Origin of the sequence: uncultured Planktomarina sp. (assembly GCA_943788425.1) — a bacterium.
Lineage (GTDB): Bacteria > Pseudomonadota > Alphaproteobacteria > Rhodobacterales > Rhodobacteraceae > Planktomarina.
Window position 1 is genome coordinate 33,116 of the sequence record CALSQF010000018.1, and the last position, 18,711, is coordinate 51,826.

An 18,711-nucleotide genomic window follows, 5' to 3' on the forward strand; every position below is an offset into this window, starting at 1 on the left:
CGTGCAGGGCTCTAATCAACCGTGCGGATCAACCGCCGCTCCAAGACCCCCAGAACCGATCCGAGATCATGGCCGCGCTTGAGAATCTGCCCCTGCGCCCCGATCAAAGCATACATACCCTGTTTGTTGCGCAGCTTGGGACGTTTCTCGATACGGTAGAGCGGGTTTTCCGCTGTGCGTTTGAAAATTGAAAAGACGGCCACATCACGCAGGCAAGAAATTCCATAGTCGCGCCATTCGCCCGCGGCAACCATACGCCCATATAGCGTAAGAATGGGCGCCAATTCCAACCGGTGGAAGGCAATTTTTTCGGGAATTTTCCGCAGAGACTCAGATCTAATATTTACAACATTCATGGGAATAGAGTTGCGCCGAATTCACCAATAATCAACCCTGTCTTAATCCTGCCCTGAAATGGTCCCGCAACTTTCCATTTCGGGTCATCACATGGCCTTTGTAATTTGCGATCTAAGCGCCAAGCAAACGAGAGCTTGGCTTTAAGTGTCATTCCTGCCCCCACTCGGATACGCGACGCTGGTCTTTCGTTTGCTTGCTTCCAAACGTCATGAGCTGCTTTGTCCTAAGCAAAGCGGCCCTGACAGAACCACCCGCCCGAGATGGCACCACCATGGGCGAAATAAAGCCAAAACCGGTCTCCGGTTTTGGTGACCACCTGCCAATAATCGCGCGTTCCACTGCGCCAGGCTCTTTCGGCCAGCCACCACTCCGGGGCAATCCGCTCTGGCCCCTGAGCGCTGTGCACCTCATGAAGCTGACCGCGCCATTTAAATGTCAGCGGCACTGTCGCCGCACTATGGGCCTGCAGGGCCTCCGGTGGGAAATGTACCAAAGGCCGCAGACGCGACGGGGCTGGCCAATGTAAATGTGGCGCGGACCAGGCAGCGGCCTGTACCTGCGCGGCCTTCTCGGGGATATGGCTATCACCGGGATATAAGCGGGTCATGGCCTCCAGTCCGATGCGGGCGCCCAATGTGCCAATCAAATCATCCAACTTCGTGTTTTCCAACAAGCGCGCCGCAACCATTTGACCAGCCTCAAGATGCCCTTTGTGTTGATGGGCATGGATTGGCTCCGTTTGCGCCGCAACCAAGCGCAGCACATCAATGCCAAATTCTGCTTTGATATCCCCTAATTTGGCCGCCAAAAGTGGCCGCATTCGTGTAATATCGGCGGAAGGGCGGGCCAACCCCACCTCAAGTGATTGCATGGTTTGATCTGTGCGATAGGCTTCCAGTCGCAAGCGCCGCACACCCCGACCTTTTTCGTTCAAACGCACCGCCAAGCGCGGCAGCAATTTATCCAAAGCGGCCAATAAATCTTCTGCCAAACCAATTGGTTCCGGCAGGCTCAAACGGCAGGCAAAATGTGGTGCTTGTTTCGCCGGGCTAATAGGTTCGGGGGCCACGCCCAGGGCCTGATCCATCCGATAGACCGTCCCTTTGCCAAAACGCCGCGCAAGGGCTGCGCGGGGCTGCCCCATCAAATCTTCCACCCGCCGAAGTCCCAGCCTGTTCAGAGCTGTAACAACATGCCCCTCCAATCGCAGGGCCGCAACCGGCAAAGGCGCAAGGGCTTGGCGCGTAAAGCCAGGCTGGGCAATACGGCCTGATGCGCCTCGATTGCTGCGCAGCTGCGGCGCGGCGCCTCCGCGCTCCCAATTGCGGCGCTTGACGGCCCGAGACCGAGTGGCTGGTGCCTCTTGATCAATTGCATCGCCCGTGCGGTTCACCCCTAAGGGCTGACCGGCATAGCGCGCCAAGGCCCATGCCGCACCTTTTGTATCCGCCATACCGATATGCACAGAAAGGCCGAGATCACAGCAATCTTGCTCCACTTGCTCGATAACCCCTTCCTCACCACCAAACAAATGTGCGCATCCCGTCAAATCAATGACCAAAGACTGCGGCGGTTCTTCCGCCACCCAGGGCGAAAATTTAGAGGCCCAACGGCGCAGACTGTTTAAAAACCGTGCTTCACTTTGCGGATTTTGAAGCCGTGTGATAAGATCTGGGCACATGGCCATAGCGTCGCGCAAAGGCTGATCCAAGCGCAGCCCCCGCTCCTCCGCCATTTGTGACAGGGAGGAAATCACCTGCATCTGCCCACGATCTTGCACCACGGCAAAAGGCAACTCTTGCGTCATACGGGCCTGTCGCAACAGCCGCTCTGCACCCATCCGAGGAAACCATAATGATAAAACACGTCGATGTGACATAACTACAAACTTTGTTCACTATATGTTCTATACGACAGAGCCTATCTTAGAGTCGAGTCTTGCCGAAAAGGGCGCGTGCAAAAACGGTGGAATACCGCCAGCGATCAGGTAAACAGAGGCGCGCAGAAAAGGAGCTTGTCATGACCAAACCCGTGGTACTTTGTATTTTGGATGGATGGGGCTTGAGCGACACCAAGCAAGGCAACGCCCCTGCCCTGGCGCATACGCCTAATTTTGATCGCCTGATGGCGCATTGCCCAAATGCGCATTTAATCACCCATGGCCCTGATGCCGGTCTGCCCAGCGGACAGATGGGCAATTCCGAAGTTGGCCATACCAATATTGGAGCAGGCCGCGTGGTCGCGATGGACTTGGGGCAGATTGATCTTGCGATTGAGGACAAAAGTTTCTTTCAAAACTCCGCTATTTTGGACTTCGCCGCCAAACTCAAAGCCAGCGGTGGCGCAGCGCATCTCATGGGGGTCATTTCTGACGGCGGGGTGCATGGGCATCTGAGCCATCTCTTGGCAGCCAGCAATTTACTCTGCGACATGGGTATTCCCGTGCTCATCCATGCCATTGCTGACGGGCGCGATGTCAGCCCCAGCTCAGCCACAGGCTATTTCGCCAACCTCCAAGATCAGCTGCCCCAAGGCGCGCAGATTTGCACAGTCATTGGCCGCTATTACGCTTTGGACCGCGACAACCGTTGGGAGCGGGTGCAAACCGCCTATAGCGCCATAGCCCAGGGCGTCGGCGTCAAAGCCGCCAACGCCCAAGAGGTAATCGCGCGCGCCTATGCGGAGGGGCAAACCGATGAGTTTATCCCCGCCAGCGTGATTGGCGATTACGCGGGAATGCGACCACAAGATGGGTTAATGTGCCTAAATTTCCGTGCCGACCGGGCGCGTGAAATTCTGGCCGCCCTCTGCCAACCCGATTTTGACGCATTTGACACAGCACCCCGGGTCACATTAACCGCGCAAATGGGGATGGTGTCTTATTCCGATGACCATGATACCTATCTCACAGCTGCCTTCCCAAAGCGCAATATCCCCAACACGCTGGGCGCATGGGTGGCGCAACATGGCAAGCGCCAATTTCGGCTCGCAGAAACGGAAAAATATCCCCATGTGACATTTTTCATGAATGGTGGCCTGGAAGTGCCGGCAGCCGGCGAGGACCGCTTCATGCCCAGCTCCCCCAAGGTCGCAACCTATGATATGCAACCTGAAATGTCAGCCGCAGAAGTCACAGAGCGCTTTGTGGCCGCCATTGAGAAGGGCTATGATCTGATTATCACCAATTATGCAAATCCTGACATGGTTGGGCACACCGGTGACTTGCAGGCGGCAATCGCGGCTTGCGAAGCGGTGGATCACGGACTTGGCCAAGTGATTGAAGCACTCGAGCGCTGCGGCGGCAAGATGATTGTCACAGCAGATCATGGCAATTGCGAGATGATGATAGATCCCATCACCGGCGGGCCACACACAGCCCATACGACAAATCTGGTGCCGGTCATCGGGGTGGGCTTGCCACGGGAATGCCGATTGCGTGCCGGCCGATTGGCCGATCTTGCGCCCACGGTTCTTGAGCTGATGGATCTGCCCAAACCTGACGAAATGACCGGTCACTCCTTAATCACGCGCCCATGACGGCAAAATCCCGCCCATTCTCACCGATATCGGCCGATAGATGAGCCGAGCCACCGTCTTAGGCCAAGAATAACGGGTTTTAGCGCGCGATCAGCGCAGTAGGGGCTGGAAAGCCAGGGCAAGACAGGCTTTATATAAGCAAAGGCGCAAGTCGGGTAGCGCAGGGTACAGAGCCCCGATGCAAAAAGGATTGTGAAATGAAAAAGTTTTTGATTGCAGCGATGCTCGGCGGGCTTCTGGGGGTGGTGGTCGCCCCACAATTGGCTGGACCTCTTTTGGCCAAGGAAACCGACCAAGCTCAGACCTATAAACAGCTTGAACTTTTTGGTGATATTTTTGATCGTATCCGTGCCCAATATGTCGAGGAAGTGGATGACAAAAGGCTGATTGAAGCCGCAATCAATGGCATGCTGACCTCGTTGGATCCGCATTCAAGCTACCTGTCGCCAGATGATGCCGATGATATGCGCATTCAAACCCGTGGCGCCTTTGGCGGCCTGGGGATTGAGGTGACGCAAGAGGATGGCTTTGTAAAAGTCATAACCCCAATTGATGACACCCCCGCGGCCGAGGCCGGGGTCGAACCTGGCGATTTTATCACCCATGTGGACGGTGAAGGTCTTTTGGGCCTGACATTGGATGAGGCAGTGCAATTGATGCGCGGCCCGGTCGGGTCGGAAATCGTGATCACGGTCGTGCGCGAAAGTGAACCGGAGCCGTTTGACATCAAAATCATCCGCGACACCATCAAATTAACCGCTGTGCGTGACAAGACAATTGGCGAGTCCGTCGTGATGCGGGTCAGCACATTTAATGATCAAACATACCCAAACCTTGAAGATGGCATCGCAAAGCAAATTGAGGCGGCAGGCGGCATTGAAAATATCAACGGCTTCGTCATTGATCTGCGCAACAACCCCGGCGGATTGCTCAGCCAAGCGATCAAAGTTTCGGACGCATTTTTAGAAAAAGGTGAGATCGTTTCAACCCGAGGGCGTGCGCCCGAAGATGGAGACCGTTGGAACGCTCGGGCCGGCGATTTGGCCCAAGGCAAACCGATTGTCGTTTTGATCAACGGCGGATCAGCTTCCGCCTCTGAGATTGTCGCTGGCGCACTCCAAGATCACCGCCGCGCGATTATTGTGGGCACCAAAAGCTTTGGAAAGGGCTCTGTTCAAACCATCATGCCACTGGCGGGCGATGGGGCGATGCGTTTGACCACAGCGCGCTACTACACACCGTCAGGCCGGTCCATCCAAGCTCTTGGGGTCTCGCCCGACATCATAGTCGAACAACCCCGAAAAGACCCCAGCAGCCTTGAGGATGAAGCCGCAGAGGATGCGGGCGCTATGCGCAGTGAGGCTGATTTGCGCGGATCGCTGAACAACGACAGCCTGTCGGAGGCGGACCGCGATCAAATTGAGCAAGAGCGCGCCCGCGCCGAGGAAGCCGCGAAGCTACGCGATGACGATTTCCAACTGTCCTATGCGATTGATCTGCTCAAGGGTCTGTCGGCCATCCAACCGGCACAATAGCAGATGCAACAGTCTGATATTGAACAGCTGCCCTATAGACCCAATGTCGGCGTCATGCTCATCAATCCTGCGGGCTTGGTCTTCGTGGCTCAAAGGCTCGAACACTATTCAGAGGCGTGGCAAATGCCTCAGGGGGGCATTGATCCCGGCGAAGACGCTCGCGTGGCTGCCCTGCGTGAACTGGAGGAAGAAACCGGGGTTCCAGCGCAAAAAGTGCAGATCCTTGCCGAAACCCCCGGCTGGATTCCCTATGAGTTGCCTGCGGATTTGATCCCTCAGCTCTGGGGAGGCAAATACCGTGGTCAGCAACAAAAATGGTTTTTGATGCGTTTTCTAGGTGAAGATTCGGACGTCAATATTGACACAGATGAGCCTGAATTTTCCGATTGGAAATGGATTGCCCCGGCCGAGCTGCCCGAAGCAATTGTCCCTTTCAAGCGCGATGTTTACCGCTCTGTGCTCGCCGCATTTAAGGAGCATCTCTCGTAAGGGCATCGCCATTACGCGCAGGCGCCCGCCCGGGCAGGCCCGCATCTTGGTCGAATGCCGAAACGGGTTTCATGCATAGGTCTGTCATCGTGGCCACAGACCTATGTAGGCTTGGATATTTTGCTCCTGCCCTGCGCAGTCAAAATGCTGCAATTCCGCCCTTCAAAGACCGCAGCCGTAAGCGGATGACCATAGCCAGCACCGCTGTCCAAGTTTATTCTGTTGCCATAATGGCAAGCCTGCTCGACCGGGGAATGGCCATGCACAATAAGTTTTGGATGCCGGCCCATGAACTCCAAAAACTCTTCGCGTATCCACAAAAGATCTTCTTCAGACTGGTCGGATAGCGCAATACCGGGACGGATACCTGCATGGCAAAAGAACAGATCCTCTGTCTCATGGACCAAAGGGCAGCCTTCCAGAAAGTCACGATGCGCTTTTGGAACCCTGCGCAACGCCTCTTCATGCACCGCAGAGAGCCGACGGCGTGTGCTGAAATCCAGCCCGTAAGAGCGCAGCGTATCTTGCCCACCCAACCGCTCGTGCAGCCAGCTCAAATCTGTAAAGAGATGCGGATCCGCCCGGCTTGGGGTTTGCAAGAACCACTCAAACATCCGGTCATGATTGCCTTTTAAAAATGTCCAATGTCGCCCGGCAACGCGGCCTTGGATCAAAAAATCCAAAACCCCGCGGCTGTCAGGCCCTCGATCAATATAGTCACCAAGAAATACGATGGGGGCCTCAGGCCCACCATCCTTTTCAATCCATTCAACGGCTTGGATCAAACCGGCCAATTGACCATGAATATCACCAATCGCGTAGAGGGCGGTCATGAGACATCAAACTCCAAGTGACTGACTTGATTAAATTTCCCAGTCGCCTGCAACTCAGCCAAAACCACATCGGAGACCGGCGCATCCACGTAAAGCAAAGCAATCGCCTGCCCACCCTCTGACGCACGACCCAATGTAAAATTCGCGATATTCACGTTATTTTTTCCCATGGTAGAGCCCAATACACCGATGATGCCCGGCACGTCATCATTGGTCGTATACAGCATGTGGCGCCCGATTTCAGCATCTACATTGATGCCTTTGATTTGGATAAAGCGCGGCTTACCATCACTGAACACTGTTCCGGCGACAGAGCGTTCCCGCGTTTCCGTGACCACTGTAACTTTGATGTAAGCGTCAAATACACCAGATTTATTTTGATTGGTGGTGCTGATCTTAATACCACGCTCTTCGGCAATCACCGGAGCGCTGACCATATTCACGTCAGGATTACCCGCTTTCATGATCCCTGCCACGACGCCGCAGTTGAGCGCAGCAAGATTCATCGACGAGACTGTACCATCATATAAAATATTAATCGCCTTAATTGGCTCGGAGGTCATTTGCCCAATAAAGGCGCCCAAATGCCCAGCCAAGGCCAACCATGGCCCCATGATCTTGGCTTCTTCTGCTGTCACCGATGGCATATTCAGCGCATTGGTCACAGCGCCCGTCAGCAGATAGTCAGACATTTGCTCAGCCACTTGCACAGCAACGTTTTCCTGCGCTTCCGTTGTCGCTGCGCCCAAGTGCGGGGTGCAAACCACGTTGGGCAGGTTAAACAATGGGCTGTCCGTTGCTGGCTCCACTTCGAACACATCGAAGGCTGCCCCAGCGACATGGCCCGATTTCAGAGCTTCGGCCAAAGCTGCCTCATCAACCAAACCACCGCGGGCGCAGTTTATGACCCGCACACCGGGCTTCATTTTGGCAATCGCTTCTGCGTTCAAAATATTACTGGTCTGCTCAGTTTTCGGTACATGCAGCGTGATGAAATCGGCCCGCGCCAAAAGATCGTCTAAGTCGACTTTTTGCACGCCCAATTTTTCGGCCCGCTCTTCTGACAGGAAGGGGTCATAGGCCACAACTTTCATCTTGAGGCCCAGGGCGCGCTCACAGACGATGCCGCCGATATTGCCAGCCCCTATGACGCCAAGTGTCTTGCCCGTAAGCTCAACACCCATGAAATTGGACTTTTCCCATTTCCCCGCATGGGTCGAGGCGCTGGCCTCAGGAATTTGACGCGCCACAGCGAACATCATCGCGATGGCGTGTTCTGCGGTGGTGATCATATTGCCAAAGGGCGTGTTCATCACAATCACACCTTTTTTCGAGGCTGCGGCACGGTCGATATTATCCACCCCAATGCCGGCCCGGCCAATCACCTTGAGATTGGTTGCGGCATTGATAATTTTTTCTGTGGCTTTGGTCGCAGAGCGAATAGCCAAACCATCATATTGATCAATGACAGCGAGCAATTTGTCCTTGTCTTTGCCAATACTTGGATCAAAATCCACGTCGATACCACGATCACGGAAGATTTGAATCGCAGTTTCAGAGAGTTTGTCAGATACGAGTACTTTCGGGGCCATGTCGGCACTCCTTATTTTAAGAGGGAAGAAAGCGGGGCACCCGGCCCCAGCTCAAAATTATTGTGCGTCAAGCTCGCAGCGGTAAGCCCATTCCAGCCAGGGCAACATCGCCAAGATGTCTGCGGTTTCAACCGTGGCACCGCACCACACACGCAGGCCTGCTGGCGCGTCGCGATAGGCGCCAATGTCGAGGGCAGCACCCTCCGCCTCCAGACGTTTCGCGACCGCTTTGGCAAAGCCTGCCAGGTCTTGAATGCGCGGATCGGTGAATTTCAAACAAACCGAGGTGACCGAGCGCGTCGCCGGATCCACCGCCAGATTGTCAATCCAATCGCGGGTGTCGCAAAAATCCCAAACCGCTTCAGCATTGGCCTGTGCACGGGCCATCAACCCTGCAAGACCACCAAGGCTTTCAGCCCAGTCCAGTGCAAACAAATAATCCTCAACGCAAAGCATCGAGGGCGTGTTGATCGTTTCACCTCGAAAAATGCCCTCAATCAATTTGCCGCCCTTGGTCAGTCGGAAAATCTTCGGCATGGGCCAAGGCGGCGTGTAACTTTCCAGCCGTTCCACCGCACGCGGTGACAAGATAAGCACCCCATGCGCAGCTTCTCCGCCAAGCACTTTTTGCCAGCTGAAGGTCGTCACATCGAGCTTATCCCAAGGCAGATTTACAGCAAATGCCGCGGAAGTCGCGTCGCACAGTGTCAAACCCGCACGATCGGATGGTATTGCAGACCCATCACGCATGCACACGCCGGAGGTCGTACCGTTCCAAGTGAAACAAACATCATGGTCATAATTCAGCGTCGCCATGTCGAAAATCTCACCATAGGGGGCGATATGTTCGGAGGCGTCGATCTTGAGCTGTTTCACCACGTCGCTGACCCAGCCGGCGCCAAAGCTCTCCCAAGCAACCATTTGCGCCGCGCGTGCGCCCAGCAAAGACCACATGGCCATCTCAAAAGCGCCGGTATCAGAGGCCGGCACGATGCCGATTTTGTAGTCTGCCGGAATATTGAGAACGCGGCGGGTTTGCTCAATGGCCTCAGCCAATTTTGCTTTGCCGCCTGCTGCACGATGCGAACGGCCAAGCCACGCGTCGTTCAAAGCAGTCTGGGTCCATGTGGGGGGTTTGGCGCAGGGGCCAGAAGAAAAACGCGGATTTGCCGGCCGCGATGCCGGGTATTCAATAGCCATCAATGCTATCCTCTCAGATATGCGCCCTTCGTTGGGGAAGGGTGTCCCACGCGTCGGCCTATTGTTTTGCGCACCGAGCCACAAGAGCAGAAATGTCGGATTTCACACAAATTGCATCGTAGCCAGGCCACAATCTGAGCCGATCGGAAACTTCGTCATTCAGAACAGAAAACCAGCCCTCGGAAGGCTATCAAGGATAGGCCGCCCGCAGCTGGGCTATTTTTGCCTCGGTCACATCCCCCTCGATAAGCACATAGACTTGGCCATCACGGCCCACCAGAGCGGTGTAAATCTCGTCACGACCCTCTATGCCCAGCTGCGTGTTGAAAGCGCGCTGACTCGAATAAATCGTAATTGTCCGAGCGCGCATCGCAGTCGAGGTGATGCCAGAGCGCATGCCATTATCAACGAAACTGCGAAACAGAGCCGCACCGCGACCCACTACGGGCAGTTCAACCCAAGCCGCTCCCCCGCGCTCCTGCAACCCTAAACCTGCCACCCAAGCGTTGATGCTCGGCTGTTGGTTCCGTTTATAGGCAATAAAAACAATCGTGGGGTCTCCAGGAAGATCGTCAGGCAAACTGACGGCCCGCCCGTTCAAATCATCGGCATCAAGCGTAGGAAACTGTCGCTCCGCAATCGCCGCATTGGCCAAAAACACCACGATCAGCGCCACAAAAATTCGCATTAACGTATCCTTTACCCCACATCCGATTCAGACTTCTTTCGCTGGGCAGCTGTCTTTGGATCACTTGCAACTCATCAAACTTCTTGGCACATGACCGCAAAGAAGGAATTTTGCGGATGTTTGTAACCACTTTATTGTGCCAGCCGGGCCAAGCGGCCATAACCCCTTCACTGGCACAATCGCTTTGCAACGCCTGGGGTGGGCGGGACCTGACTTGGTTGGCACCGCGCGAGGCGGTGGAATTTGAATGCCTACAAAACCCCGACACCCTCTGGCAGGTGTGGCAAGACATGCAGGCGCAGCAGATTGATCTTGTCGTGCAGCCCAGCGTCGGGCGATGCAAGAAAATGTTACTGGCCGATATGGACAGCACCATGATCGAGCAAGAGTGTATCGATGAGCTGGCCGTAGAAGCTGGCGTTGGTGAAGAGGTCGCACAGATCACCGCAAGAGCGATGAATGGCGAATTGGATTTCGAACAAGCCTTGCAAGAGCGCACCGGGCTGCTCAAGGGGCTGGCGGTTGAGATTATTGACAAGGTCTATCAAACGCGCATCACCTTTATGCCCGGAGGCGCGCAGCTTTTGGCAACGATGAAAGCGCATGGCGCCTATGCCGATCTTGTGAGCGGCGGTTTTACAGACTTCACAACAAAGGTCGCCCACAAGCTGGGGTTTGATAGCCACCGGGCCAACCGGTTGCTGCAAGCGGATCAATATTTGACGGGTGAGGTGGCTCATCCCATTTTAGGCCAGCAAGCCAAGGTGACCGCACTCAACGAGCTCACCGCCGCACGCGGCCTCTCAAGGCTCAAGATGTACTGGCCGTTGGAGATGGCGCCAATGATTTGGGCATGTTGCAACTGGCCGGGACCGGCGTGGCGCTTCATGCCAAACCTATCGTTCAAGAGCAGGTGTCGGTGCGCATCAATCACGGGGATTTGACCGCGCTGCTCTACCTGCAAGGCTATTCCTCTTCGCAATTTGTCACGAGCTAACACCTGCTGCGCCAAAGTGAAGGCCGGAGAGGCGGGTTAAATATGCAATGAAGGACCCCTGCATCATTCAAAGACGTCTTGCAGCCTAAGGGTGCCACCGGGTGAAGAATGCCGAGCCAAATGGGCCTTTTGCAAAGGTCTTAGTAGCCGAATGACTTAAAGCGCCACAGAAATTTTCCCGGTCTGTAGCCCATCCCAATTGTGGATCGGACCCAAACGCTTGAGAGTCGCAGGATGATCTGCCTGCAGCACCCCAAGCCGGATCAGCAAAGCCGCGATCAGCGCCTCACTGGCGCGGGTTGCCCCATCCTCGATCTTCACCGCAATCCCGACCCGCAGACGTGGGATAATTGCGACAAACACAGCCTCGGCCCCCGTCTTCAGTGCCACGCCAGGCGCCGCACGCATCAATTCGGTGCAGGCACGGGTCTCGCCCGCCACCAATTCCGGATGCGCCATCATCGCATCACGCAGCTGCGAGGCGGCCGTCCCGATCTTATCACTGCCGTCCGCTGCACAGCGCGCCATGGCTCGGGCCAAACCCGCTATACTACACGCCCAATTGGGCGCCGAGCAGCCGTCAATGCCATAGCCCGAGCTCGCCTCGCCGGTCATCTCCTCAAACGCAGCCCGCACAGCGATTTGAACCGGATGATCCACCTCATGATAATCAGGACCGGCCTTTAAATGTTGCGCCAGTGTCAAGAAACCGCAGTGCTTTCCAGAGCAATTGTTGTGGTAGCGGCAAGCGGATTGATCAGTTTTCACCAAATCATTGCTGGCCAATCGATCCCTGGGCCATTGGGTCCCACAGCGAAAATCTGCATCCGTCTTGCCCAACTGCCCCAGCCATTCCAGCACAAGCTGCGAATGCATTTCCGCCCCCTGATGCGAGGCGCAGGCCAATGCCAAATGTCGTGTGGTCAACCCTTGGGCCGCCGCCGCGCCCGAGCTCACAAGCGGAAGGGCCTGTAATATTTTGCACGACGAACGGGGCAGGATCACATGCTCAGGATCGCCCCAAGCCTCCAAAATTTCGCCTTCGAAATTGCAAATGACCGCATGGCCGCGGTGCTGACTTTCTAAAAATTTGCCCCGCCAGACTTCAATCAAGGGAGTTGCGGTTAACATTTCAGTCTCCAAACAAGCATTTTTTTGCCCAGAGCCTCCTTTGAGGGCTTCCCCCATGGGTCTCTGGTGCGTTAGGTTCCCCATACCAAAGGACGACCTCTACGGCCAGACGAAACCTCTGCGCCTATGGGGCAACCGGCGAACTCAATAAGGGCGTATCTAATGTTAAAGACTGTGATTTCTTCCGTGGCCTGTGTTTTGGCACTTATTTGTTCGGCCGCTTCCGCGCAAGAAACCTCGAACCGGGTGGCGGCAAAATCCGATTGGTCGGTCTTTGTCGAAAGTGACCCAAAAGAATGCTGGGCCGTGACGGCTCCCAAGGAAACTGTCAATACCAAGGGCGGCAAGGTCGTCTCGGTGCGCCGCGGCCAGATCCTTTTGTTTGTATTTTACCGCCCCGGGAATGAGGTGAAAGGGCAAGTGGCCTTCACCGGTGGGTACCCTTTCGCAAAAGATCGCCCGATCACTTTGAACATCGACAGCACTGATTTTGAGCTCTCAGTGGATGGCGAATGGGCCTGGCCACCCAGTCCAAGCGATGACGCTAAAATTGTCGTAGCCATGAAACGCGGCGCAAAAGCTGTGATTACAGCGCAATCAGAGCGCGGCACAGTGACCAAGGACACATTCAGCCTTAAGGGATTTACCGCTGCGGTCACTGATGCTGAAAAACGCTGCGCCGGCTAAAATGGGCCATACGATTGGCAAAAACCCCGGGCCCTGCTAAAGCGGGGCCTTCTTCATATGGATAACGGCCATGACCTCTGCCACCACCCCCATCACCCAAAATTTCGTGACCCTGCCACGCAAGCTGCCAGACGGGCCGATCAATTTGGTTGGCCTGACGCGAGAGGCGCTGAAGGAAGCTTTGATCACAGCGGGCAGCCCTGAAAAGCAAGTGAAGATGCGGCTGGGACAGCTCTGGCAATGGATCTACGAAAAGGGCGTGCGAGATTTTGAGAAGATGACAAATCTGTCTAAAGACTACCGCGCATTTTTGGCAGAACATTTTGTGATCGCCATTCCCGAGGTTGTGTCCAAGCAAGTCTCAACAGATGGCACCCGCAAATATCTGGTGCGCATTGCCGGCGGGCATGAGGTGGAGACGGTCTATATTCCTGAATCAGATCGCGGCACCCTCTGCATCAGCAGTCAAGTCGGCTGTACCCTCACCTGTTCATTTTGCCACACCGGCACGCAAAAATTGGTGCGAAATCTCACCGCAGGGGAAATTATTGGCCAGGTGATGCTGGCGCGCGATGATCTGGGCGAATGGCCCGCACCGGGGCGCAATCCGGCCACCTCCGCAAGGCTTCTGTCGAACATCGTCCTGATGGGCATGGGTGAGCCGCTGTATAATTTTGAAAATGTCCGGGATGCGATGAAAATCGCAATGGACCCTGAGGGCATTCAGCTGTCGCGGCGGCGCATCACCTTGTCGACATCCGGCGTCGTGCCAGAGATTGCCCGAACAGCAACGGAAATTGGCTGCCTTTTGGCAGTCTCCTTTCATGCCACAACAGACGCGGTCCGCGACAAGCTGGTTCCCATCAACAAGCGCTGGAACATCGAAGTACTGCTAGATGCTTTGCGCGACTACCCAAAAGCCAGCAATTCGGAGCGGATCACCTTTGAATATGTCATGCTCAAGGGCATCAATGACAGCGACGCCGATGCGCATCGCTTGGTTGAATTGATTAAGGGGATACCGGCCAAGGTGAACCTCATTCCCTTTAACCCTTGGCCCGGCGCGCCCTATGAACGCTCCTCAAACAATCGCATTAATGCTTTCTCAGAAATCGTCTACCAAGCCGGCTATGCCAGCCCCGTACGCAGGCCGCGCGGCGAAGATATTTTTGCTGCCTGTGGACAGCTGAAGTCGGCCACAGAACGCGCCCGTAAAAGTCGCAAGGACATCGCGGCAGAGACCGGCATTCATTCCATCTAGCAGCGGAGATACACAATGGTGACAGCAAAGGAAGTATCCCACGCTTGGACGCGGATTAAACCGCATGTGCTGCGCACCCCGGTCCTCGAAACCGATGTCTTTGGCATGCCCCTCAGCCTCAAACTCGAACAGATGCAACATACGGGCAGCTTCAAAGCGCGCGGCGCGATGAATTCTTTGCTCTCCATGGACGTCCCCAAAGCAGGTCTCGTCGCCGCCAGCGGCGGCAATCACGGGGCAGCCGTCGCTTGGGCCGCGGCGCGCTTGGGTCATAGGGCGCGCATCTATGTGCCCGAATTGGCCGGTGAGGCTAAAATCAATCTGATCCGAAGCCTGGGCGCTGATTTGATCGTGGTGCCCGGCGTCTATGCCAACGCATTGGAGCAGGCCTTGGCCTATGAGAAAGACAGCGGGGCCGCTCAGATACACGCCTTCGATGCCCCCGGTACAGTGGCTGGGCAGGGCACGGTTATGGCAGAATGGGAAGAGCAAGGCCTCACGGCCGATACCGTTTTGATCGCTGTGGGCGGTGGCGGTTTGATCGGCGGTGCTATGGCCTGGCTTGAGGGGCGACGCAAACTGGTTGGGGTTGAGCCATTTAACGCGCCCACGCTCACCCAGGCATTAGAACACGGGCCGCAAACGACGGTCGAAGTCTCTGGATTGGCCGCCAATGCTTTGGGCGCGAAACAGGCCGGGCGCATCTGCTATGATTTGGCGCGCGTAACCAACACGGGGTGTGTCAATGTCGAAGACGCGGCCATCGCAGAGGCGCAACATCGGCTCTGGAGCGCGCTGCGGCTTGTGGTTGAACCCGCTGGGGCCGCGGCCCTCGCCGCGCTGCTCAGCGGCGCCTATCGGCCACAAAAGGGCGAACGCCTAGCTGTGCTGCTTTGCGGCGCCAACCCGGCCGTCTCGCCCTTTGAACCCGCAAAGCTGCAATAGGCCGTGGACCTGCGCCGCAAGTTTCAGTATGAGGCACTAAAATCACATTAACCGGAGGCCTTTATGTCCAACACACAGCTAGAAATTGCCATCGAGGCCGCGTGGGATGCACGCGACACCATCACGCCCGCCACCACTGGCGAAACACGCGAAGCGATTGAAACAACGCTAAATGCGCTCGACAGCGGCACACTCAGGGTTGCTGAAAGGCAAGAGACGGGCGATTGGCATGTCAATCAATGGGCCAAAAAAGCGGTTCTCTTAGGCTTCCGTCTGAAAGATATGGAGTTACAAGCCGGCAGCGCCCAGGGCGGCAGCTGGTGGGATAAAGTCGACAGCAAGTGGGCTGCTTGGGGCACGGATAATTGGACCACCGCAGGCTTCCGCGCCGTACCCAACTGCGTTGTGCGTAAATCGGCCTATATTGCCCCCGGCGTTGTTTTGATGCCCTCTTTTGTAAACCTGGGCGCTTATGTGGACAGTGGCACCATGGTCGACACTTGGGCCACAGTCGGCAGCTGCGCACAAATTGGCAAGAATGTGCATCTGTCGGGCGGCGTTGGCATCGGCGGAGTTTTGGAGCCGATGCAAGCGGGGCCGACCATTATTGAAGATAATTGCTTCATCGGCGCGCGCTCGGAAGTCGTCGAAGGCTGCATCGTGCGTGAAGGCGCGGTCTTGGGCATGGGGGTCTTTATCGGTAAATCTACCAAGATCGTCGATCGGGACACCGGCGAAGTGATGTATGGCGAAGTGCCGCCTTACTCGGTTGTGGTGGCGGGCTCTATGCCGTCTAAGAACAACGTCAATCTATATTGTGCGGTGATCGTGAAACGGGTGGACGCCCAAACGCGCTCCAAGACCGCCATCAATGAGCTCTTGCGCGATTAAACCGTTCAACAAAATGGCCCTGCCATGCGCGCGGCCATCTGCGGTGAGGATCACGGCAACCCATAAGGCGGCAGGGTCATGACTGAAAAAACGAAGCGCACGCACCATGTTTATACTTTGCTTGTCGAAGTGGGACGCAAAGGAGGCGATGGCCTGCCGGATGCAGCCACGGGCGGCGCATTGATGATCTACGCCAGCGGCGTGGATGAACCTGAAGCCGTGCGCGAAACGGTCGCCATTCTTAAACAAGCCGATCTGGCACCCTTGGATGTGACGGGTTATGGCAGTTTAGAAGAACGGCTCGAAGAGGGCCATGACATAACAGAAGACGAACGCGCTTTGATGCAACGGGCTTTGGATGAAAACAGCGTTGTTGTGGCGCAGGTGACACCCTTTTTCGAAAATGCACCAAAAGGAGCGCATTGATGATTGATCCGGCCGCCCTGACCGCAGATCTTATTCGCTGTGCCAGCGTCACCCCACAAGAGGGCGGCGCTCTGCAACTTTTGGACCGACTTTTGACCACTCATGGGTTTCATTGCACACGGGTGGATCGTGGCGATGTGTCCAATCTCTTTGCCCGCTGGGGAAACGGCAAAACCTTTGGCTTCAATGGCCACACCGATGTTGTACCCGTCGGAAACCTCGAGGCTTGGAGCGTCGATCCTTTTGGCGCAGAGATTCGTGATGGATTCCTCTATGGCAGGGGCGCCACTGATATGAAATCTGGAGTTGCAGCTTTTGCCGCCGCTGCAATAGATTTTGTCGAAGAAATGCCACCGGATGGCTCGGTTGTTCTGGCCATTACCGGCGACGAAGAAGGCCCGGCCAAAGATGGCACCGTTGCTCTTCTTGACTGGATGCAGGCACAGGGCGAACGGATGGATCATTGTTTGGTCGGCGAGCCAACCTGCCCTAACGTCATGGGCGAAATGATGAAAATTGGTCGTCGCGGTTCGATGAACGGCTATTTTACCGTGACAGGTGTTCAGGGGCACGCGGCCTATCCGCATCGAGCCAATAACCCGCTCCCGGCGATGGCGCGGTTGTTAGATCAACTCAGCTCGGCCAGTTTGGACGCGGGCACAGAGCATTTTGACGCCTCAACCCTGGCTGTCGTTACCATTGATACCGGCAATCCAGCCACAAATGTCATTCCCGCACAATGCCGCGCCACGGTGAACATTCGGTTCAATGACGCCCATTCCGGCGCCAGCCTGACCGAGTGGCTGCAAGAGCATGCCAACAAGGTGGCACAGGTTTTTGATGTGCATATTGACCTCGACGTCAGCATCTCAGGCGAAAGTTTCATGACACCGCCTGGGGAATTGTCCGACCTTGTTGCGCGTGCGATACAGATCGAAACGAACCGGACCCCGGCGCTCTCAACCAGCGGCGGCACATCTGATGCCCGCTTTGTGCAGCATCATTGCCCCGTGGTGGAGTTTGGCTTGGTCGGTAAGACCATGCATCAAGTCGATGAGCGTGTGGAAATCGCGCAAATCCATCAACTCAAAGCGATCTATACGCGGATCTTGCGTGACTATTTCGCCTAAATACCGACGGCGTTTGGTGGTCATGGTCAAAGAACCACGGCCAGGGTGCGTGAAAACCCGGCTGGGGCGTGACATTGGGATGACCGCAGCGGCATGGTGGTTTCGTCACCAAACCCGCCGTCTGCTGCGCCGCTTGCAAGACCCGCGCTGGGAATTAATTTTAAGCGTCGCGCCCGACCGTGAAGGTCTAAAAAGCCGCGTTTGGCCCACAAATTTGCCACGCATTCCGCAAGGCTCAGGCGATCTTGGCCAGCGGATGAAACAGGTATTTGACAGTCTGCCACCCGGGCCAGTTTGTATCATTGGCGCCGATATCCCCGACATTTCGCGCCGCCATGTCTGGAAGGCCTTCGCCAGCCTCGGCCCGCATGAGGCGACTTTCGGCCCAGCCCCGGACGGTGGTTATTGGCTGATGGGTCTCAAACGCAGCCGCCCGAGCCCCACAGGATTGTTTGAGCAGGTGCGCTGGTCAACGCCCCATGCATTGCAAGACACCCTGATCAGCCTGGCGGATTTCACCGTCGCCCGTGTCGACATGCTGCGCGATATTGATCGGGCAAGCGACCTCGACACAGTGAGCTGAGCACCCTAAGCGGCCATCGCTGCAGATAAGGCTGTGTCCAAAAGCGCTTTGATTTGTTTGCTATAAGTTCCGGCCACAATCCGACCAAGCTCTTGATCCCCATGCAGCACCACCAAAGTCGATCGGCGTGGAATACCAAGCTCTTTGGCCAGCTCCCCGCGGCCAAATTGATCATAGTCAATCGTGACAAATTTGATCATCTGACCATAGGCCGGGTTTTCCTTCAAAAGCCGAGCCAGCGTTCGTTTTTGGGCGGCGCAGGTGGTGCACCATTCGGTGGTGTAATCGACGAATACGGTCTTACCTTCCGATAGCAATTGCTTCACCACCCCGGGCGCATAGGCTTGGGCGGCCAGCGCCACAGCCGGGGTTGCCAGAAAACAGCTGGACGTCATTAAAAAGTCACGTCGGTTCATGAAACGATTTCCT

18 protein-coding genes and 1 pseudogene are annotated in these 18,711 nt (G+C 55.9%); 11 read left to right on the forward strand and 8 right to left on the reverse strand.

Annotated features, from left to right (window positions below):
* Positions 1-11: 11 nt before the first annotated feature.
* Both ABLW18_RS12510 and ABLW18_RS12515 read right to left on the reverse strand, forming a co-directional pair.
* Complete coding sequence (locus tag ABLW18_RS12510; protein WP_347825116.1) at positions 12-356, reverse strand: DUF2794 domain-containing protein; 345 nt, start codon at positions 354-356, stop codon at positions 12-14.
* 224 nt (positions 357-580) lie between these two features.
* Positions 581-2,197, reverse strand: a complete 1,617-nt coding sequence (locus ABLW18_RS12515) for a DNA polymerase Y family protein (protein WP_347825117.1) — start codon at positions 2,195-2,197, stop codon at positions 581-583.
* 179 nt (positions 2,198-2,376) lie between these two features.
* Between ABLW18_RS12515 and gpmI the strand changes: the two genes are divergently transcribed.
* The 3 genes from gpmI to ABLW18_RS12530 all read left to right on the forward strand — a co-directional run bounded on the left by gpmI (position 2,377) and on the right by ABLW18_RS12530 (position 5,918).
* Positions 2,377-3,894: a 2,3-bisphosphoglycerate-independent phosphoglycerate mutase gene (gpmI, locus tag ABLW18_RS12520; RefSeq protein ID WP_347825118.1), complete on the forward strand. Its 1,518-nt coding sequence runs from the start codon at positions 2,377-2,379 to the stop codon at positions 3,892-3,894.
* Between the two features lie 197 nt (positions 3,895-4,091).
* Entirely contained in the window at positions 4,092-5,429 is a 1,338-nt protein-coding gene (locus ABLW18_RS12525; protein WP_347825119.1) for a S41 family peptidase, read from the forward strand.
* A gap of 3 nt (positions 5,430-5,432) precedes the next feature.
* Entirely contained in the window at positions 5,433-5,918 is a 486-nt protein-coding gene (locus ABLW18_RS12530; RefSeq protein WP_347825120.1) for an RNA pyrophosphohydrolase, read from the forward strand.
* Between the two features lie 101 nt (positions 5,919-6,019).
* Here the strand turns inward: ABLW18_RS12530 and ABLW18_RS12535 are convergent, their stop codons facing one another.
* The 4 genes from ABLW18_RS12535 to ABLW18_RS12550 all read right to left on the reverse strand — a co-directional run bounded on the left by ABLW18_RS12535 (position 6,020) and on the right by ABLW18_RS12550 (position 10,231).
* The gene (locus tag ABLW18_RS12535) at positions 6,020-6,751 is read right to left on the reverse strand and encodes a metallophosphoesterase family protein (RefSeq protein ID WP_347825121.1); all 732 of its coding nucleotides are present in this window, start codon (positions 6,749-6,751) and stop codon (positions 6,020-6,022) included.
* Positions 6,748-8,343 (reverse strand): phosphoglycerate dehydrogenase, encoded by a 1,596-nt coding sequence (gene serA, locus ABLW18_RS12540; protein ID WP_347825122.1) that lies wholly within the window; start codon positions 8,341-8,343, stop codon positions 6,748-6,750. The genes ABLW18_RS12535 and serA overlap by 4 nt, the downstream gene beginning before the upstream one ends.
* 57 nt (positions 8,344-8,400) lie before the next feature.
* Positions 8,401-9,543, reverse strand: a complete 1,143-nt coding sequence (locus ABLW18_RS12545) for a phosphoserine transaminase (protein WP_347825123.1) — start codon at positions 9,541-9,543, stop codon at positions 8,401-8,403.
* A 190-nt stretch (positions 9,544-9,733) separates the two neighbouring features.
* Positions 9,734-10,231, reverse strand: a complete 498-nt coding sequence (locus ABLW18_RS12550; protein WP_347825124.1) for a hypothetical protein — start codon at positions 10,229-10,231, stop codon at positions 9,734-9,736.
* A 116-nt stretch (positions 10,232-10,347) separates the two neighbouring features.
* Here ABLW18_RS12550 and serB point away from each other — a divergent pair.
* Positions 10,348-11,228 (forward strand): annotated as a pseudogene (gene serB / locus ABLW18_RS12555) (phosphoserine phosphatase SerB).
* A gap of 156 nt (positions 11,229-11,384) precedes the next feature.
* Here serB and ABLW18_RS12560 read toward each other — a convergent pair.
* Positions 11,385-12,359, reverse strand: a complete 975-nt coding sequence (locus ABLW18_RS12560) for an asparaginase (RefSeq protein WP_347825125.1) — start codon at positions 12,357-12,359, stop codon at positions 11,385-11,387.
* A gap of 162 nt (positions 12,360-12,521) precedes the next feature.
* Here ABLW18_RS12560 and ABLW18_RS12565 point away from each other — a divergent pair, with 162 nt between their 5' ends.
* The 7 genes from ABLW18_RS12565 (at position 12,522) to ABLW18_RS12595 (ending at position 18,282) form a co-directional block, all read left to right on the forward strand.
* The gene (locus tag ABLW18_RS12565; protein WP_347825126.1) at positions 12,522-13,046 is read left to right on the forward strand and encodes an invasion associated locus B family protein; all 525 of its coding nucleotides are present in this window, start codon (positions 12,522-12,524) and stop codon (positions 13,044-13,046) included.
* A 70-nt stretch (positions 13,047-13,116) separates the two neighbouring features.
* Positions 13,117-14,307 carry a 23S rRNA (adenine(2503)-C(2))-methyltransferase RlmN gene (gene rlmN / locus ABLW18_RS12570; protein ID WP_347825127.1) on the forward strand — a complete coding sequence of 397 codons (1,191 nt, stop codon included), beginning with the start codon at positions 13,117-13,119 and terminating at the stop codon, positions 14,305-14,307.
* Between the two features lie 15 nt (positions 14,308-14,322).
* Positions 14,323-15,252: a threonine/serine dehydratase gene (locus ABLW18_RS12575; protein WP_347825128.1), complete on the forward strand. Its 930-nt coding sequence runs from the start codon at positions 14,323-14,325 to the stop codon at positions 15,250-15,252.
* A gap of 63 nt (positions 15,253-15,315) precedes the next feature.
* Positions 15,316-16,143: a 2,3,4,5-tetrahydropyridine-2,6-dicarboxylate N-succinyltransferase gene (gene dapD / locus ABLW18_RS12580; RefSeq protein ID WP_347825129.1), complete on the forward strand. Its 828-nt coding sequence runs from the start codon at positions 15,316-15,318 to the stop codon at positions 16,141-16,143.
* Between the two features lie 78 nt (positions 16,144-16,221).
* Entirely contained in the window at positions 16,222-16,569 is a 348-nt protein-coding gene (locus ABLW18_RS12585) for a hypothetical protein (protein WP_347825130.1), read from the forward strand.
* Positions 16,569-17,699: a succinyl-diaminopimelate desuccinylase gene (gene dapE / locus ABLW18_RS12590; RefSeq protein WP_347825131.1), complete on the forward strand. Its 1,131-nt coding sequence runs from the start codon at positions 16,569-16,571 to the stop codon at positions 17,697-17,699. The genes ABLW18_RS12585 and dapE overlap by 1 nt, the downstream gene beginning before the upstream one ends.
* A 22-nt stretch (positions 17,700-17,721) precedes the next feature.
* Positions 17,722-18,282, forward strand: coding sequence for a TIGR04282 family arsenosugar biosynthesis glycosyltransferase (locus ABLW18_RS12595; protein ID WP_347825134.1), 561 nt, complete (start codon positions 17,722-17,724; stop codon positions 18,280-18,282).
* Positions 18,283-18,287: 5 nt separating this feature from the next.
* Here ABLW18_RS12595 and ABLW18_RS12600 read toward each other — a convergent pair.
* The coding region (locus ABLW18_RS12600; RefSeq protein ID WP_347825132.1) for a thioredoxin family protein at positions 18,288-18,711 on the reverse strand (424 nt) is incomplete at its 5' end.

What these genes read in the sequence shown, in the direction of transcription:
- ABLW18_RS12510 (WP_347825116.1), bottom strand. Translation starts at nt 356, where the DNA reads ATGAATGTTGTAAATATTAGATCTGAGTCTCTGCGGAAAATTCCCGAA.
- ABLW18_RS12515 (WP_347825117.1), bottom strand. Translation starts at nt 2,197, where the DNA reads ATGGGTGCAGAGCGGCTGTTGCGACAGGCCCGTATGACGCAAGAGTTG.
- gpmI (WP_347825118.1), top strand. Translation starts at nt 2,377, where the DNA reads ATGACCAAACCCGTGGTACTTTGTATTTTGGATGGATGGGGCTTGAGC.
- ABLW18_RS12525 (WP_347825119.1), top strand. Translation starts at nt 4,092, where the DNA reads ATGAAAAAGTTTTTGATTGCAGCGATGCTCGGCGGGCTTCTGGGGGTG.
- ABLW18_RS12530 (WP_347825120.1), top strand. Translation starts at nt 5,433, where the DNA reads ATGCAACAGTCTGATATTGAACAGCTGCCCTATAGACCCAATGTCGGC.
- ABLW18_RS12535 (WP_347825121.1), bottom strand. Translation starts at nt 6,751, where the DNA reads ATGACCGCCCTCTACGCGATTGGTGATATTCATGGTCAATTGGCCGGT.
- serA (WP_347825122.1), bottom strand. Translation starts at nt 8,343, where the DNA reads ATGGCCCCGAAAGTACTCGTATCTGACAAACTCTCTGAAACTGCGATT.
- ABLW18_RS12545 (WP_347825123.1), bottom strand. Translation starts at nt 9,543, where the DNA reads ATGGCTATTGAATACCCGGCATCGCGGCCGGCAAATCCGCGTTTTTCT.
- ABLW18_RS12550 (WP_347825124.1), bottom strand. Translation starts at nt 10,231, where the DNA reads ATGCGAATTTTTGTGGCGCTGATCGTGGTGTTTTTGGCCAATGCGGCG.
- ABLW18_RS12560 (WP_347825125.1), bottom strand. Translation starts at nt 12,359, where the DNA reads ATGTTAACCGCAACTCCCTTGATTGAAGTCTGGCGGGGCAAATTTTTA.
- ABLW18_RS12565 (WP_347825126.1), top strand. Translation starts at nt 12,522, where the DNA reads ATGTTAAAGACTGTGATTTCTTCCGTGGCCTGTGTTTTGGCACTTATT.
- rlmN (WP_347825127.1), top strand. Translation starts at nt 13,117, where the DNA reads ATGACCTCTGCCACCACCCCCATCACCCAAAATTTCGTGACCCTGCCA.
- ABLW18_RS12575 (WP_347825128.1), top strand. Translation starts at nt 14,323, where the DNA reads ATGGTGACAGCAAAGGAAGTATCCCACGCTTGGACGCGGATTAAACCG.
- dapD (WP_347825129.1), top strand. Translation starts at nt 15,316, where the DNA reads ATGTCCAACACACAGCTAGAAATTGCCATCGAGGCCGCGTGGGATGCA.
- ABLW18_RS12585 (WP_347825130.1), top strand. Translation starts at nt 16,222, where the DNA reads ATGACTGAAAAAACGAAGCGCACGCACCATGTTTATACTTTGCTTGTC.
- dapE (WP_347825131.1), top strand. Translation starts at nt 16,569, where the DNA reads ATGATTGATCCGGCCGCCCTGACCGCAGATCTTATTCGCTGTGCCAGC.
- ABLW18_RS12595 (WP_347825134.1), top strand. Translation starts at nt 17,722, where the DNA reads ATGGTCAAAGAACCACGGCCAGGGTGCGTGAAAACCCGGCTGGGGCGT.